The following is a 14,288-nucleotide window of genomic DNA, read 5'->3' on the forward strand; positions in this document are numbered from 1 at the left end:
CGCAGCCATGCAGGGCTTCAGCTATCACAAGCCCGCCAGCACGGCCGATGCGGCCGGTCTGCTGGCGGCAAACCCGGAGGCGAAGCTGCTCGCCGGCGGCATGAGCCTGCTGCCGGTGATGAAGCAGCGCCTGGCGCAGCCCTCGGACCTGGTCGACCTCGCCGCCCTGGCGGACTTGAAGGTGATCGATACGTCCGGCGGCGGCGTAACCGTCGGCGCGATGGTCACCCATGACCGGGTCGCCCGGTCGCCGGAGGTGAAGGGTGCGATCCCGGCGCTGGCGGCGCTGGCTGGCGGGATCGGCGATCCCCAGGTCCGCAACCGCGGCACCCTGGGCGGCTCCATCGCCAATGCCGATCCGGCGGCCGACTATCCCGCCGCGCTGCTGGGCTTGGCCGCACAGGTCCGTACCGACCGCCGCAGCATTGCCGCCGACGATTTCTTCACCGGCCTGTACGAGACGGCGCTGGAGCCGGGCGAGATCGTCCTGGCGGTCGATTTCGCCGTGCCGGATGGGGCGGCCTACATGAAGATGCCGCACCCGGCCTCCCGCTTTGCCGTGGTGGGGGTCTTCGTCGCGCGCTCCGGCGCGACCGTCCGGGTCGGGGTCACCGGCGCCGCGGCCTGTGCGTTCCGGGCCTCGTCGATCGAGCAGGCGCTGGGGGAGCGTTTCGAGCCCGGCGCCCTGGACGGGATCAGGATCCCGGCCTCGGAGATGTCCAGCGACATCCATGCCGATGCCGACTATCGCGCCCACCTGGTGCGGGTGATGGCGCAGCGCGCCGTGGCCGCCATCCTGGCCGGCGCTGACTAGGCCCCCACCCGATGCAGGATCAGAACACGCTTGCCGGGAGCGGCCTTGCCCGTCTCTCCGCGAAGGAAATGCTGGACGGCTATCGCAACGGGCTGTTCACGCCGGTCGATGTCGTCGACGCGGTGATCGACGCCCTGGAGGATGTCGACGGCCGCTGCAACATCGTCGTCACCCCGATGTACGACCAGGCGCGCAAGGCGGCCGAGGCCGCCACCGCCGCCTGGCGCGACGGCGCGCCGACCGGGCCACTCTGCGGCGTGCCGGTGTCCGTGAAGGACCTGATCTTCGTCGCCGGCGTGCCGGCCTGTGCCGGCTCGCCGGCGATGAAGGATCATGTGCCCGGCGCCGACGCGGCTGTGGTCAGTGCGCTGCAGCGTGCCGGCGCGGTGATGACCTGCAAGACCACGACCTGCGAGGCGGGCTACAAGCTGACCGCCGACAGCCCGCTGTCCGGCATCACCCGCAATCCCTGGCATCTCGGCCGCACCAGCGGGGGCTCCTCCGGCGGTGCCGCTGCCGGCGTGGCGGCCGGCGCCGGCCCGCTGGCGCTGGGCACCGACGCGGTCGGTTCGATCCGGGTGCCGGCCTCGTTCTGCGGCGTGTTCGGGATCAAGCCGACCTTCGGCCTGGTGCCGCGCGCACCGGGCTTCTTCCCGCCCTCCTGGGGGTCGCTGGCCCATACCGGTCCGATCGGCCGCACGGTCGCGGACACGGCGGCGCTGCTGGAAGTGCTTGCCGGCTATGACCGCCGCGATGCGGTCAGCCTGCCGCAGCCACAGCGCGCCTTCCCGGCGGAGGCGGGGCCGCTGGAAGGGCTGACCATCGGCTATACCGAGGACTTCGGCTATGCCGCGGTCGCGCCGGCCGTGCGCGCGGCGTTCCGCCGTACCCTGGGCGTCCTTGAGGGGCTGGGCACGCGGCTGGTGCCGGACCATCCCGGCCTCGACCCGGATATCCTGGACAGCATCCTGAAGCCGATCGGCTATACCGAGCAGGCCAGTGCGGTCAGCGACCGGTCGGAGGCATTGCTCGCCTGTTCGGAGGACGACTTCAACGCGGTGGTGCGCCAGGGCCGCACCTACAGCGGCACCGACTATATGAACGCCACCCACCGGCGGGCCATCCTGCGGGGCCGCTTCCTGTCGCTGTTCGAGCGGGTGGATGCGCTGCTGACGCCGACGGTGGCGGTCCCCGCCTTCGCGGCCGGCACCCTGGGTGTCGACCAGATCGACGGCAAGCCGGTGGACCCGCATCTGGGCTGGTCGCCCTTTTCCTGGCCGATCAACCTGGCGGGGCTGCCGGCGGCCAGCGCGCCGGTCGGCTTCGATCCCGACGGGCTGCCGATCGGCCTGCAGGTCGTCGCGCCCTGGCTGGACGAACCGGTGATCCTGCGGATCGCCGCCGCGCTGGAAGCGGCGCAGCCCTGGGCGGGGAGCTGGCCGGGCTTCAGGGCGCCGTGACGCCCTCGGCCTGCTGTGCCGCCGCGCTGCCGGTATCCGGGGCGGTGCGGCGCTCCAGGCCGGGCATGGTATGGGGCTGGCCCAGATAGGTTTCCAGGTAGTTGTGCAGCGCCGCGGCGGCCGGCGAGGAGGCGCCGGGGGCCTGGTAGAGCAGCAGCTCGACCTTCGGCAGGGGCGGGAAATAGTCCTGCATGCCGATCTGCTTCATGCCTGGAACTTGGGCAGATTGCCCAAGGACGGTGATCGCCATGCCTGAAAAGACGGCAGCCTGCAATCCGCCCAGGCTTTCGCTGATGCAGGCGATGCGCCATTTCCGGCCCGTTCGCTCCAGTGCCTCGATGGCATGGTCGCGATAGACATTGCCCGGCGGCAGCAGGGCCAGCGGCACGGGATTCTCAAGGTGGGTGTCCTGGCCTTCGCCCATCAGCCAGATCAGCTGTTCCTGGCGGACCACCCGTCCGCCGGTGAAGCCGCGCATGCGGGTGACCAGCGCGATGTCGACCTCGCCGCGCTGCACCATGCCGACGAGGGGGGTGGAGAGGCTGCAGCGCAGTTCCACCTGGATCCGCGGAAAGGTCTTGCGGAACCGCGCCAGGATCGCCGGCAGCAGGTAGGCGGAATAGAGGTCCGGCGTGCCCAGCACGACATGGCCCTCGATATCCGGGGTGGAGAGGCGCGACAGCAGTTCGTCGTGCAGGCGCAGCATGGAGACGGCGTAGCCGCGCACCAGTTCGCCGGCATCGGTCAGCTGCGGGCGGCGGCTTTCGGGGGCGAACAGGGCCATCCCGGTCATCTCTTCCAGCCGCTTGATCTGCAGGGTGATGGCGGGCTGCGTGCGGCCCTGGCGGCGGGCCGTCTCCGTGATGCTGCCCGTCTCCGCGACGGTCACGAAGGACCGCAGGCTGCGGATGTCGAGGGAGTAGGAGGGCATGCGGGTTCCCGGGTTGTATTGCCGGGCCGCCGCGCCCGGCATTCCATCGCATGCAAAATCCGTGCTTCCGCCGGAGCGGCGTCCGCCGGCCTGTCGACGGTGAACCGCGCCGGCCGGCGCGCCGTAGAACGGCCAGGGAGATGCACGGCATGAGGAAGGGGCCATGACGACGCAAGACGACGATGCCGGCGTCCGGGCGGGACTGTCCCGCCGCAGCCTGCTGCAGGGCGGCGCCGCGACCTTGGGCCTGGGCGCGATCCTGCCGGACGGTGTTTCGCGGCGCGCGCATGCCGCGGTGGATGCCGCATCGGCGCGCGACCTGCTGTTCGACGTCAGTCGCGACGATGCGCCGATCGGGCGGCATGAGATCCGCTTCGACCGCGCCGGCGGCCGGCTGGAGGTCGATATCCGCATCGAGCTGGAGATCGGCCTGCTGTTCGTGACGGCGTTCCGCTACAGCCACCGCAACCGCGAGACCTGGCAGGACGGCCGCCTCGCGGCCATCACCACCCGCACCGACGACGACGGCACCGACCACCGCCTGCAGGGCCGGCAGACGGCGGACGGCCTGGTGATCGAGACGGGCGGGGGGCGCGAGGTCGTGCCGGCCGCGCTGCTGCCGACCAGCTGGTGGCACCCCGACACGATGGGCCGGTCGCAGCTTTTGAACACGCAGGACGGCCGGATCATGTCGGTGCGCATGACCGCCGGCGTGGAAGAACGGATTCGCGGAGATGGCGGTACGATCGCGGCCCGTCGCCATGTCTGCCGCGGCGATGTCGACCTGGAGCTGTGGCGCGACCGCGCGGACCGCCTGGCGCGGATCCGCTTCACGGCGCCGCGGGACGGCTCGGTGATCGACTATCGCCGCCGGCCGGGCGGCTGAACGCCGCGCCGCGCCGGCGGTCGATCAGCGACCGGATCCGCATCTGCCGTGCGCGGTCGATCGGATAGCGGCGGACCAGGACGATCGCCAGCAGCTTGATCGGGATCGGCAGGGCGCCGTACAGCAAAGCCAGCACCAGGGTACCGGACGGCACGGCCGCCGCTGCGGCCGGATCGAAACCGGCCAGGTCCAGGACCGGGAAGGCGATGCCCACCGCCAGCGCCAGTGCGAGCTTCGTCGCCATGTTCCAGGCTGCGAAGTAGGTGCCGGTCCGGCCGCCGCCGCCGCGCAGGGTGTCCAGGTCCACCACATCGGCCTGCATCGCCGGCGGCAGCGCCAGGTCGGCACCCAGGCAGAGGCCGGTGAACAGGCAAATTGCAAGGAATGCCCCGACATCGCCGGCGCCCAGGAACGGCACCGCCAGGAAGCCGGCGCAGGCCAGCGCCATGCCCAGCATCCAGGCGCGGTGCTTGCCCAGCGCCCGGCTGGCCCTGAGCCACAGGGGGACCGAGACCAGGCCGGCAAGGAAATAGGCCAACAGCAGCGCACCCCCCTGTTCCGGCGCGGCAAGGCGATGCTCCACGAACAGCAGGAACAGGGTAGCGGCGAGGCCGTTGGCGGTCCCATTGGCGAGGTAGGCGGCCAGCAGCAGAAGGAACGGCCGGTTGCGCGCCATCAGGCGCAGCCCCGTGCGCAGCGACGGGGCCGGCGCCTTGGCCAGCTGCGGCTCCCGCACGAAAAGGAGGCAGGCCAGCACGGTGGCAGGCAGCAGCCCGGCGACCATCCAGGCGAACCAGGACAGGGCGGCGGCGGAGGCTGAGGCGGTGTCCTGCAGCGCGCCGCTGTCGTTCCCTGCGGTCAGCCATTGCGCCATCGCCGGCAGGGTGGCCGCGATGCAGGTGCCGGCCACGACCATCGCCTCCCGCGCCCCGGCGATGCGGCTGCGGCCGTCATAATCCTCGCTGAGTTCCGCCCCCCAGGCCTGGTAGGGCAGCATCAGGGCCGTCCAGCCGCCATACAGCAACAGCGACCAGATCAGCAGATGGGTGCCGCCGGCGCCCTCCGGCGGCATGAACAGCTGCCATGTGGCCAGCATCACCGCCGGCGTGGCAGCGACCATCCAGACCCGCCGCCGCCCCCAGCGGCGGCCGAACCGGTCGCACCAGATGCCGACGATCGGGTCGCTGACCGCGTCGAACAGCCGGGCCGCCAGAAGCAGCAGCCCGGCATTGGCCAGGCCGATGCCCAGGGTGGCGCCGTAGAAGGCGGGCAGGTGGATGTAGACGGGCAGGGTCAGCATCGCCAGCGGCAGCGCCGGCAGGGCATAGGCGAAGAGAAGGGGCCCTGCCCAACCCGGTCTGAGACGCCGCATCCCTGCCTGTTCCCGAACGGTTGATCGACCCCATCTCAACTGGATTGCCGGTCGGGCCCGGCAAGGCGCCGGCGATTCGACCGATCCGCTCCCGCCGGCGCGACGTAGGATACGGCGTGGAGCATGAGGTGACGGGATGAGTTTCGACCTGAAGCGGCTGGCGCGGCTGCCGGCCGTCGTCATGATGGCGACCGCCTTTGCGGCCGGCTCGCCGGCGCTTGCCGGCAGCGCCTACGAGCACGAGTTCACCGCCATCGAGGGCGGGGAGCTGCCGCTGGAGGCCTGGCGGGGCAAGGCACTGCTGGTGGTGAACACCGCCTCGCTCTGCGGCTTCACGCCGCAATATGACGGCCTGCAGCGTCTGTGGGAAAGCTACCGCGACCGGGGCCTGGTGGTGCTCGGGGTGCCGTCCAACGATTTTGGCGGCCAGGAGCCCGGCCAGGAGGCGGAGATCAAGCAGTTCTGCGAGGTCAATTTCGGGATCGACTTCCCGATGACCGAGAAGCTGGCGGTCACCGGCCCCGGCGCGCATCCCTTCTATCAGTGGGCAGCGGCGCAGCTCGGGCCGGAAGGGGTACCGCGCTGGAACTTCCACAAGATCCTGGTCGCCCCCGACGGCAAGGCGGTGGCGGGCTTTCCCGCCAGCGTGACGCCGACGGATTCCCGCCTGACCGCGGCGGTCGAGCGGCTGCTTCCCGTACCCTGAACCGCCGCCCGGTTCCGCCCAAAGCGGCCCAGCGCGGAAGGGAAGGGGCGAAGCGCGGGAACATTCGGCGGGACCGCTGCGTTCCTGTATCTGCGCAAGCGGGGGAGGGCGCGGATGACCTGCATCGAGGGACTGCCCGAGGCGCTCGCCTTCCGTGACGGACGACTGCGGCGCATCGGTGTTGAACTGGAATTCGGCAACCTGACCGTCGGCGAGGCGGCTGCCATCGTGCAGCGGCAGTTTGGCGGACAGGTCGCCGTGACCAGTCCCCATCTGGCGTGGGTGACCGGGGCGGAGGCCGGCGATTTCGATATCCGCCTGGATTCCCGCCTGGCCCATGCGGAGGCGGCGACCGGCGACGACCTGCTGGACCTCCTGCAGCGAGAGGCGGCGGAGGTGGCCGGCGACGTGCTGCAGGTCTGGACCCCCTGCGAGATCTCCGCGCCGCCGATGCCGCTCTCGGCGCTGCCGATGCTGGACCGCCTGGCCGACGCCCTGCGCGCCGCCGGTGCGCATGGCAGCGGCGCCCGGCCGCATTACGCCTATGCCCTGCAGCTGAACGTCGAGGTGCGGAGCCTCGAGGCGGCGGCCGTGCTGCGCCTGCTGCAGGCCTTCCTGCTGATGGAGGACTGGCTGCGGCGGCAATGCCTGCGCGACCTGTCCCGGCAACTGACCCTGTTCGTGCGCCCCTTCCCGGAGGCGTATCGCCGCCAGGTGCTGGACCCGGGCTACGCCCCCGACTGGCAGCAGCTGATCCGTGACCATCTGGCCGCCAACCCGACCCGCAACCGCGACCTGGACCTGCTGCCGCTGTTCGCGCATGTCCGCCCCGACTTGGTGGACGCGCTTGTGGACGACATGAAGGTCAGCGCACGGCCGGCCTGGCATTACCGCCTGCCGGATTGCCGGCTGGACGAGCCCGGCTGGTCGATCGCCACGGAATGGCGGCGCTGGGTGGCGGTGGAGCGGCTGGCCGCGGACGATCGTCGCTTCGCCCGGGTGCGCCGCGCCTTCCTGGACTGGGGCGGGCGTGTCGATCCGGTCGAATGGCAGTCATGGCTGGCGGCCCAGCGCAGCCTGGAGGAATCGTGAGCGGGCGGCGTCCGCGGATCGGCGTCACCGGCGGCCGCAACCGCGGCTGGCTGCTCTGGCTGTTCACCTGGCTGTCGCTGCTGCTGGCCGGCGGGCGCGCCGTCCGCCTGACGCCGGGACGGCCGATCCCGGCCCGGCCGGTCGACGGGCTGGTGATCGGCGGCGGCGACGATATCGGAGTGGAGATGTATGGCGGCCTGCCGCGGCCGGCGGTGGCGGCCGCCGATCCGGCGCGCGACATCCTGGAGCGGGACCTGATCCGCACGGCGGTGGCGCAGGGCATACCGGTGCTCGGCGTCTGCCGGGGCGCACAGATGCTGAACGTCGCCAGCGGCGGCAGCCTGCATACCGACATCTACGAGGTCTATGGCAAGGTGCCGCGGCTGAAGACAGTGCTGCCGCTGAAATGGGTGGAGATCGTGCCCGGCAGCCGGCTCGCTGGCATCCTGCGCCGGCGCCGCAGCCGGGTGAACGCGTTGCATCACCAGTCGATCGCCGGCCTGGGCAAGGGGCTGCGGGTGGTCGCGCGCGACCGCTGGGGCATCGTGCAGGCGGTCGAGGGCAGCGACGGCTTCGCAGTCGGTGTGCAATGGCATCCCGAATTCCTGATCTTCGACCGCAGCCAGCGTGCGCTGTTCCGTGCCCTGGTGCGGGCGGCGCGGCAGCCGGACCACGGCGCCGGGACCGCACAACCGCGCCGATGCGCGAACGGCGATTTATTTTACACTTAAAATAATCTGCGCTATACGGTCGCGACGCGCCGGCTGCGGGACGACGGGTCGCGCAGCGCCGGCTATCATCTCCGTCACCCGCCGATGGGGAGGAAGAGCCATGTCGCAGGCAACGAGAGCGCCCGCAACGGACAGTCCGAAGGGCAGCCCGGCAATCCGGCCGCCGGGGGGACACCGCTATCGCGGCAATCCCGACGCCGTCCGCGCCCTGGTGCAGGGCGACCGCATCCACCGCGACCTCTATGTCGACCGCGAGGTCTTCGACCTGGAGATGGCGCATCTGTTCGCCAATACCTGGGTCTATGTCGGCCATGACAGCCAGGTGCCGGAGACCGGCGACTACTACACCACCACCATTGGCAACCAGCCGGTGATCATGGTGCGCGGCGACGATGGCGCGGTGCACGTGGTCATGAACCGCTGCGCCCACAAGGGCGCCAGGCTGGTCTCCGAAGTGCATGGCTCCGCGGGCAAGATGTTTCGCTGCCCCTATCATGCCTGGGCCTACAAGCTGAACGGCGAGTTGATGGGGATCCCGCTGAAGCAGGGCTATCAGGGCACCGGCCTGGATGCCTGTGAGGCGGCGAAGGGCCTCAGCCGGCCGGCGGGGGTGGAGAACTATCGCGGCTTCGTCTTCGCGAAGCTGAACCCGGGCGGGCTGTCGTTCCGCGACTATTTCGGCGACAGCCTGTCGTCGATCGACAATATGGTCGACCGGTCGCCCGAGGGGCGGCTGACGGTCGCCGGCGGCGTGCTGCGCTACATGCACGACTGCAACTGGAAGATGTTCGTCGAGAACCTGAACGACGCCATGCACCCGATGGTGGCGCATGAATCCTCCGCCAAGGTGGCGAAGGACCTGTGGGCGCGGGTCGGCGACAAGGACGCGAAGCCGCCGATGGCGATCGAGCAGCTCTCGCCCTTCGCCTCCAGCTATCGCTTCTTCGACGATATGGGGGTGCGGGTCTGGCCGAACGGCCACAGTCATACCGGCGTGAAGCATTCCATCCACTCCGGCTATTCCGACATTCCGGGATACGAGGAGCAGATGATCGCCGCCTATGGCGAGGAACGCGCCCGCGCGATCCTGGGCGAGGCGCGGCACAACACGGTCTACTACCCGACCTTGACCATCAAGGGCGCGATCCAGGCGATCCGGGTGGCGCGGCCGATCGGCCCCGACAGGACCCTGCTGGAAAGCTGGACCTTCCGGCTGGAGGGCGCGCCCGACGAACTGCTGCGGCGCACCGTGATGTACACCCGCCTGATCAACGCGCCGACCTCCGTCGTCGGCCATGACGACCTGCACTGCTATCGCGCGATCCAGGAGGGGCTGCAGGCCGGCGGCAACGAGTGGATCAGCCTGCACCGCAACCACCGCCCCGACGAGCCGGTCGACCGGGAGGGGGTGGAGAACGGCACCTCCGAGATCTCGATGCGCAACCAGTACCGTGCCTGGGCGAAGTTCATGATCCAGGACATGGCGGCGCAGGGCGAGGACCGCGAGGCGGCGGAATGAGCGCCGCGGCGGCGCAGGCTGCGGCGCCGGTCGCCGCGGAGGCGCTGGTCGACTTCGTCTATGACGAGACGGAGCTGATCGACAGCGGCCGGCTGGAGGACTGGCTGGCCCTGTTCGCCGAGGACGGCATCTTCTGGGCACCTCTGACCCCGGGCCAGCCCGATCCCGACCTGCACACTTCGCTGTACCACGAGGACCGGCTGCTGCTGCAACTGCGGATCGAACGGCTGCGCAGCGCGCGCGCCTACGCCCAGCAGCCGCCCAGCCGCTGCCAGCATGTGGTGGAGCGGCCGCGGGTGCTGGAAAGCGATGCGGCTGCCAACCGCCATGTGGTGACGGCGAAGATGGTCTATGTGGAGACCCAGCTCGACCGCCAGACGGTGCTGGCCGGCCGGCTGACCTATACCCTGCGGCAGGAGGCGGGCGCCTTGCGCATCGTCCTGCGCCGGCTGGACATCCTGAACTGCGACGCGGCCTGGCCGTCGATCCAGTGCTTCCCGTGAGCCCGCGGTGAACGTCCGGACTTCCGCAATCGCGCTGGCGCACGGCACCGTCGCCCGCGCCTTCGCCGCGACCGTCGGCCGCCACGCGGCCCGGCCATTCGTCTGCGTCACCCCGGCGACCGCCGCCGCCTACGGCATCGATGCCGGCGACCTGAGCTATGACGCCGCTGCGGCGGCGGTGGAAGGGCTGACCGATCGCTACCGCGCCGCGGGCTACGGCCATGGCCATCGCGCCGGCATCCTGCTGGAGAACCGGCCCGATTTCCTGCTGCACTGGCTGGCGCTGAATGCGCTCGGCGTCAGCGTGGTGCCGATCAATGCGGAGTTCCGCTCCGCCGAGCTCGACTATCTGGTCGACCATAGCGAGATCGCCCTGGCGATCGTGCCGCAGGACCGCGCGGCCGACCTGGCCGATGCCGCAGCGCGGACCGGCCGGCCGCTGGCGGTGTCGGTCGCGGACGCCGCGGAACCCGGTGCGGCCGTGCCGGAGCCCGCCTTCGCGGCGCCGCTTGCCGGCCGGGCGCCGGACCTGGCGACGGAATGCGCGCTGCTCTACACCTCCGGCACCACCGGCCGGCCGAAGGGCTGCATCCTGCCCAACGAGTATTTCCTGTGGGGCGGCGAATGGTACCGCTCCACCGGCGGGCTGATCGCGCTGCGCGAAGGGCAGGAGCGGCTGATCACGCCGTTGCCGCTGGTGCACATGAACGCGCTGGCCTGCTCCACCATGGCGATGCTGGTGACCGGCGGCTGCGTGGTGCAGCTCGACCGCTTCCACCCGACCAGCTGGTGGGACAGCGTCCGCCAGGGCGGCGCCACCATCTGCCACTATCTGGGCGTGATGCCGGCGATGCTGATGGGCGCGCCGGCGGGGCCCGCCGACCGCGACCATGCCCTGCGCTTCGGCTTCGGCGCCGGGGTCGATCCGCGCCACCATGCCGCCTTCGAGGAGCGCTTCGGCTTTCCGCTGATCGAGGCCTGGGCGATGACCGAGACCGGGGTGGGCGGCTGTGTCATCGCATCGGAGGAGCCCCGCTTCGTGGGCGAGAAATGCTTCGGTCGCGCGGCACCGGAGGTCGAGGCCCGGGTGGTGGGCGAGGACGGCGCCGAGGTGGCGCCGGGCGCCGAGGGCGAACTGCTGGTGCGGCGCGCCGGTCCGGATCCGAGCTTCGGCTTCTTCAAGGGCTATCTGAAGAACGAGGCGGCGACCGCCGAAGCCTGGGCCGGCGGCTGGTTCCATACCGGCGACGTGGTGACCCGCGATGCGGATGGCTATTTCCGCTTCGTCGACCGCAAGAAGAACGTCATCCGCCGCTCCGGCGAGAACATCGCCGCGGTGGAGGTGGAGAGCGTGCTGCTGCAGCACCCGGAGGTCGCCGCAGCGGGTGTCGCGGCGGTGCCGGATGCGGTGCGCGGCGACGAGGTGATGGCGCTGGTGGTGCCGAAGCGGCCGGTGGGCGAGGGCGAGCAGGCGGCCTTCGCGGAGGGCCTGGTCCGCTTCTGCCTGGAACGGCTGGCTTATTACAAGGCACCCGGGCATGTGGCGCTGTGCGAGACGCTTCCGCTGACAGCGACCCAGAAGGTGCAGCGCGGCGAACTGAAGGCGCTTGCGGCGGCGCTGCTTGACGGCCCGTCCTGCACCGACACCCGCGCCTTGAAAAAGCGCCAGAGCTGATGGACCGCCACAGATGAGTCGGCGCCAGGGCTATGACGGCATCGCCGTCTGCGTGCCGGTCACCGTTCCCTACAGCCGCTATTCGGAGCGCAGCGCGCACTGGTTCTGCGGCCGCGCCCTGGCCGAGCTGGTCGCCGGGGCGGGGATCGCCAAGAGCGATGTCGACGGGCTCTCCGTCTCCTCCTTCACCCTGGCGCCCGATACCGCGGTCGGGCTGATGCAGTATCTGGGCATGAGCCCGCGCTGGCTGGACCATGTGCCGATGGGCGGCGCGTCCGGCGTGGTGGCGCTGCGGCGGGCCGCGCGCGCGGTGCAGGCCGGCGATGCGGAGATCGTCGCCTGCCTGGCCGGCGACACCAACCATGTCGACACCTTCCGGCACACCATCGCCAGCTTCAGCCAGTTCGCCCGGGACGCGGTCTATCCCTACGGCTCCGGCGGGCCGAATTCCAGCTTCGCCTTCCTGACCGACCATTACATGCGGGCCTATGGCGCGACGGCGGAGGATTTCGGCCGGCTGTGCATTGCGCAGCGCGAGAACGGCCTGCGCCATCCGCACACGATGATGAAGCGGCCGCTGACGATGGAGCAGTACCTGACGGCGCGACCGATCGCCGACCCGCTGCGTCTGTTCGACTGTGTCATGCCCTGCGCCGGCGCCGACGCGGTGCTGGTGATGACCGCCGACCGCGCCCGCGCGCTGGGCCTGCCGCACGCGAAGATCCTGGCGACGATCGAACGGCACAACGCCTTCCCCGACGACCCGATCCAGTATCGCGGCGGCTGGGCGATGGACCTGGACGAGTTCTACGGCATGGCCGGGCTGGGGCCGGGGGACATGGACTTCGTCCAGGCCTATGACGACTATCCGGTGATCAATTTCATGCAGCTGGAGGATCTGGGCTTCTGCGCCAAGGGAGAGGCGCCTTCCTTCGTGCGGGACCATGACTTCACCATCGACGGCGACCTGCCGTTCAACACCTCCGGCGGCCAGCTGTCGCTGGGCCAGGCAGGCGCCGCCGGCGGCTATCTTGGCCTGGTGGAAGGGCTGCGCCAGGTGACCGGGCAGTGCCTGGGCGGTGCGGTGCCGGACGCCAGGGTCGGGCTGGTCTCCGGTTTCGGGATGATCAACTACGATCGCGGCCTCTGTTCCGGCGCTGCGATCCTGGCGCGCAGCGACAGCTAGGGGGACCGGATGACCACGCCGATGCCGCCGCCGAAGCGCAAGGACCCGACGAAGCGCACACGCCTGCCGACACGGCCGCCAGACGGCCGCAGCCGCGAGGCGCTGGGCCTGACCGCGATGGCGGCGCAGGGCCGCTTCGCGCTGCAGGTCTGCGCCACCTGCGGCGCGGTGCAGTATCCGCCGCGCCAGCTCTGCGGTGCCTGCCTGGCCGATGCCCTGCAATGGCGCGACGTGGCGGCGACCGGCACGGTGGTGGCGGAGACGGTGCTGCGGCATTCCAACGACCTGTTCTTCCGCGAGCGGCTGCCCTGGCGGCTGGGCATGGTGCAGCTGGACTGCGGGCCCTCCGCCGTCGCGCATCTGGCGGAGGATTGCGTGCAGGGACAGAAGGTGCGCCTGGCGCTGCAGCTGGACCGGTCGGGCCAGGCGGTGATGGTGGCGCGGCCGGAGCGGCCGGACGCCTATGCGGGGGAGGACCGGCAGTTGCGTGAAGCGGGCTGCGATCCGAAGGGGCGGCGGGTGCTGATCGTCGACGGGCGCACGATGCTGGCGCCGGAACTGGCGCAGGCTTTCGTCCGGGCGGGTAGCCGCACCGTGTTCGTCGGCCATGCCGAGCCGTGGAAGCACAGCGCCTATGTCGATGCCTTGCGCGGCATGGACGGGGTCGAACTGGTGCCGCTGAACGTCACCGACAGCGATTCCGTGCGCGAGCTGGCGGCGCTGCTGGGCGGCAAGGTCGAGATCCTGGTCAACAACAGCTACCACCTGCGCGACGGCGGCGCGGTCGACCGGTCGGACGTGAACACCCCGCGCGATGAGATCGAGACCCATTATCTGGGCCTGTTGCGGCTGGCGCGGGAATTCGGGCCGGCAATGCGGGCGCGCGGCGCGGACGGCGAATACGGCGCCGTCGCCTGGGTGAACCTGCTGTCGGTCTATGCCCTGGTGAACAACCCGGCCTTCGGCACCTATTCCGCCTCCCAGGCGGCGGCCCTGTCGCTGTCGCACTGCCTGCGGGCGGAGCTGCGGCCGGGCGGGGTGCGGGTGCTCAACGCCTTCCTCGGGCCGCTGGAGGACGAGTGGCACCAGCTGGTGCCGCCGCCGAAGCTGGAGCCGCCGGCCGTTGCACGGGCGGTCCTGCGCGGCCTGCAGGACGGCCTGGAGGAGCTGCCGGTCGGCCCGGTGGCGGAGGAGATCCTGCGCCGGCTGGCGGAGAACCCGAAGGAGATCGAGCGGGAGATCGGCGCATGAATGCGGACATCCTGGGCAGCGAAGCACGGCCGCCCGATCCGCAGCCGCGCCGGGTGCTGGTCACCGGCGGCGCCACCGGCATCGGCGCTGCCATCGTCGATGGCTTCCTGCAGGAGGGCTGCGAGGTGGTGGTGCTTGACCGGCAGCCGCCGGCGGGCGCCC

General features: G+C 71.0%; 14 protein-coding genes. 12 read left to right on the forward strand and 2 right to left on the reverse strand.

Going from position 1 to position 14,288, the window contains the following annotated elements:
• Positions 1-7: 7 nt before the first annotated feature.
• A complete protein-coding gene (locus tag ACFOGJ_RS18440) occupies positions 8-814 on the forward strand; it encodes an FAD binding domain-containing protein (RefSeq protein WP_379903240.1) in 807 nt (268 codons plus the stop codon).
• 11 nt (positions 815-825) lie between these two features.
• A complete protein-coding gene (locus ACFOGJ_RS18445; protein ID WP_379903242.1) occupies positions 826-2,274 on the forward strand; it encodes an amidase in 1,449 nt (482 codons plus the stop codon).
• Here the strand turns inward: ACFOGJ_RS18445 and ACFOGJ_RS18450 are convergent.
• Positions 2,261-3,205: a LysR substrate-binding domain-containing protein gene (locus tag ACFOGJ_RS18450; RefSeq protein ID WP_379903244.1), complete on the reverse strand. Its 945-nt coding sequence runs from the start codon at positions 3,203-3,205 to the stop codon at positions 2,261-2,263. The two genes, ACFOGJ_RS18445 and ACFOGJ_RS18450, sit on opposite strands and share 14 nt — an antisense overlap.
• Before the next feature lie 163 nt (positions 3,206-3,368).
• Between ACFOGJ_RS18450 and ACFOGJ_RS18455 the strand changes: the two genes are divergently transcribed.
• Positions 3,369-4,091: a DUF6134 family protein gene (locus ACFOGJ_RS18455; protein WP_379903246.1), complete on the forward strand. Its 723-nt coding sequence runs from the start codon at positions 3,369-3,371 to the stop codon at positions 4,089-4,091.
• Here ACFOGJ_RS18455 and ACFOGJ_RS18460 read toward each other — a convergent pair.
• A complete protein-coding gene (locus ACFOGJ_RS18460; RefSeq protein ID WP_379903248.1) occupies positions 4,036-5,463 on the reverse strand; it encodes an MFS transporter in 1,428 nt (475 codons plus the stop codon). The genes ACFOGJ_RS18455 and ACFOGJ_RS18460 overlap by 56 nt on opposite strands.
• A gap of 136 nt (positions 5,464-5,599) precedes the next feature.
• Between ACFOGJ_RS18460 and ACFOGJ_RS18465 the strand changes: the two genes are divergently transcribed.
• From ACFOGJ_RS18465 to ACFOGJ_RS18505, 9 genes are all read left to right on the forward strand, one after another.
• The gene (locus tag ACFOGJ_RS18465) at positions 5,600-6,169 is read left to right on the forward strand and encodes a glutathione peroxidase (protein WP_379903250.1); all 570 of its coding nucleotides are present in this window, start codon (positions 5,600-5,602) and stop codon (positions 6,167-6,169) included.
• Positions 6,170-6,283: 114 nt separating this feature from the next.
• A complete protein-coding gene (locus tag ACFOGJ_RS18470; protein WP_379903251.1) occupies positions 6,284-7,261 on the forward strand; it encodes an amidoligase family protein in 978 nt (325 codons plus the stop codon).
• Entirely contained in the window at positions 7,258-7,992 is a 735-nt protein-coding gene (locus ACFOGJ_RS18475) for a gamma-glutamyl-gamma-aminobutyrate hydrolase family protein (RefSeq protein WP_379903253.1), read from the forward strand. Before ACFOGJ_RS18470 ends, ACFOGJ_RS18475 begins: the two co-directional genes overlap by 4 nt.
• A 100-nt stretch (positions 7,993-8,092) precedes the next feature.
• Entirely contained in the window at positions 8,093-9,511 is a 1,419-nt protein-coding gene (locus ACFOGJ_RS18480) for an aromatic ring-hydroxylating dioxygenase subunit alpha (protein WP_379903255.1), read from the forward strand.
• Complete coding sequence (locus ACFOGJ_RS18485) at positions 9,508-10,014, forward strand: aromatic-ring-hydroxylating dioxygenase subunit beta (protein WP_379903257.1); 507 nt, start codon at positions 9,508-9,510, stop codon at positions 10,012-10,014. Before ACFOGJ_RS18480 ends, ACFOGJ_RS18485 begins: the two co-directional genes overlap by 4 nt.
• Positions 10,015-10,021: 7 nt before the next feature.
• The gene (locus ACFOGJ_RS18490; RefSeq protein WP_379903259.1) at positions 10,022-11,689 is read left to right on the forward strand and encodes an AMP-binding protein; all 1,668 of its coding nucleotides are present in this window, start codon (positions 10,022-10,024) and stop codon (positions 11,687-11,689) included.
• Between the two features lie 13 nt (positions 11,690-11,702).
• Positions 11,703-12,875 (forward strand): thiolase family protein, encoded by a 1,173-nt coding sequence (locus ACFOGJ_RS18495; RefSeq protein ID WP_379903261.1) that lies wholly within the window; start codon positions 11,703-11,705, stop codon positions 12,873-12,875.
• Positions 12,876-12,884: 9 nt separating this feature from the next.
• A complete protein-coding gene (locus ACFOGJ_RS18500; RefSeq protein WP_379903263.1) occupies positions 12,885-14,126 on the forward strand; it encodes an SDR family NAD(P)-dependent oxidoreductase in 1,242 nt (413 codons plus the stop codon).
• Positions 14,123-14,288 (forward strand): SDR family NAD(P)-dependent oxidoreductase (locus ACFOGJ_RS18505; RefSeq protein WP_379903684.1); only part of this gene is annotated, 166 nt, incomplete at its 3' end. The genes ACFOGJ_RS18500 and ACFOGJ_RS18505, both read left to right, overlap by 4 nt.

This window comes from Marinibaculum pumilum, assembly GCF_042646425.1.
Lineage (GTDB): Bacteria > Pseudomonadota > Alphaproteobacteria > Ferrovibrionales > Ferrovibrionaceae > Marinibaculum > Marinibaculum pumilum.

Bases quoted from the DNA above. Each gene is read 5' to 3' on its own strand.
- ACFOGJ_RS18470 (WP_379903251.1), top strand. From the start codon at position 6,284: ATGACCTGCATCGAGGGACTGCCCGAGGCGCTCGCCTTCCGTGACGGA.
- ACFOGJ_RS18480 (WP_379903255.1), top strand. From the start codon at position 8,093: ATGTCGCAGGCAACGAGAGCGCCCGCAACGGACAGTCCGAAGGGCAGC.
- ACFOGJ_RS18450 (WP_379903244.1), bottom strand. From the start codon at position 3,205: ATGCCCTCCTACTCCCTCGACATCCGCAGCCTGCGGTCCTTCGTGACC.
- ACFOGJ_RS18495 (WP_379903261.1), top strand. From the start codon at position 11,703: ATGAGTCGGCGCCAGGGCTATGACGGCATCGCCGTCTGCGTGCCGGTC.
- ACFOGJ_RS18485 (WP_379903257.1), top strand. From the start codon at position 9,508: ATGAGCGCCGCGGCGGCGCAGGCTGCGGCGCCGGTCGCCGCGGAGGCG.
- ACFOGJ_RS18465 (WP_379903250.1), top strand. From the start codon at position 5,600: ATGAGTTTCGACCTGAAGCGGCTGGCGCGGCTGCCGGCCGTCGTCATG.
- ACFOGJ_RS18460 (WP_379903248.1), bottom strand. From the start codon at position 5,463: ATGCGGCGTCTCAGACCGGGTTGGGCAGGGCCCCTTCTCTTCGCCTAT.
- ACFOGJ_RS18445 (WP_379903242.1), top strand. From the start codon at position 826: ATGCAGGATCAGAACACGCTTGCCGGGAGCGGCCTTGCCCGTCTCTCC.
- ACFOGJ_RS18455 (WP_379903246.1), top strand. From the start codon at position 3,369: ATGACGACGCAAGACGACGATGCCGGCGTCCGGGCGGGACTGTCCCGC.
- ACFOGJ_RS18440 (WP_379903240.1), top strand. From the start codon at position 8: ATGCAGGGCTTCAGCTATCACAAGCCCGCCAGCACGGCCGATGCGGCC.
- ACFOGJ_RS18500 (WP_379903263.1), top strand. From the start codon at position 12,885: ATGACCACGCCGATGCCGCCGCCGAAGCGCAAGGACCCGACGAAGCGC.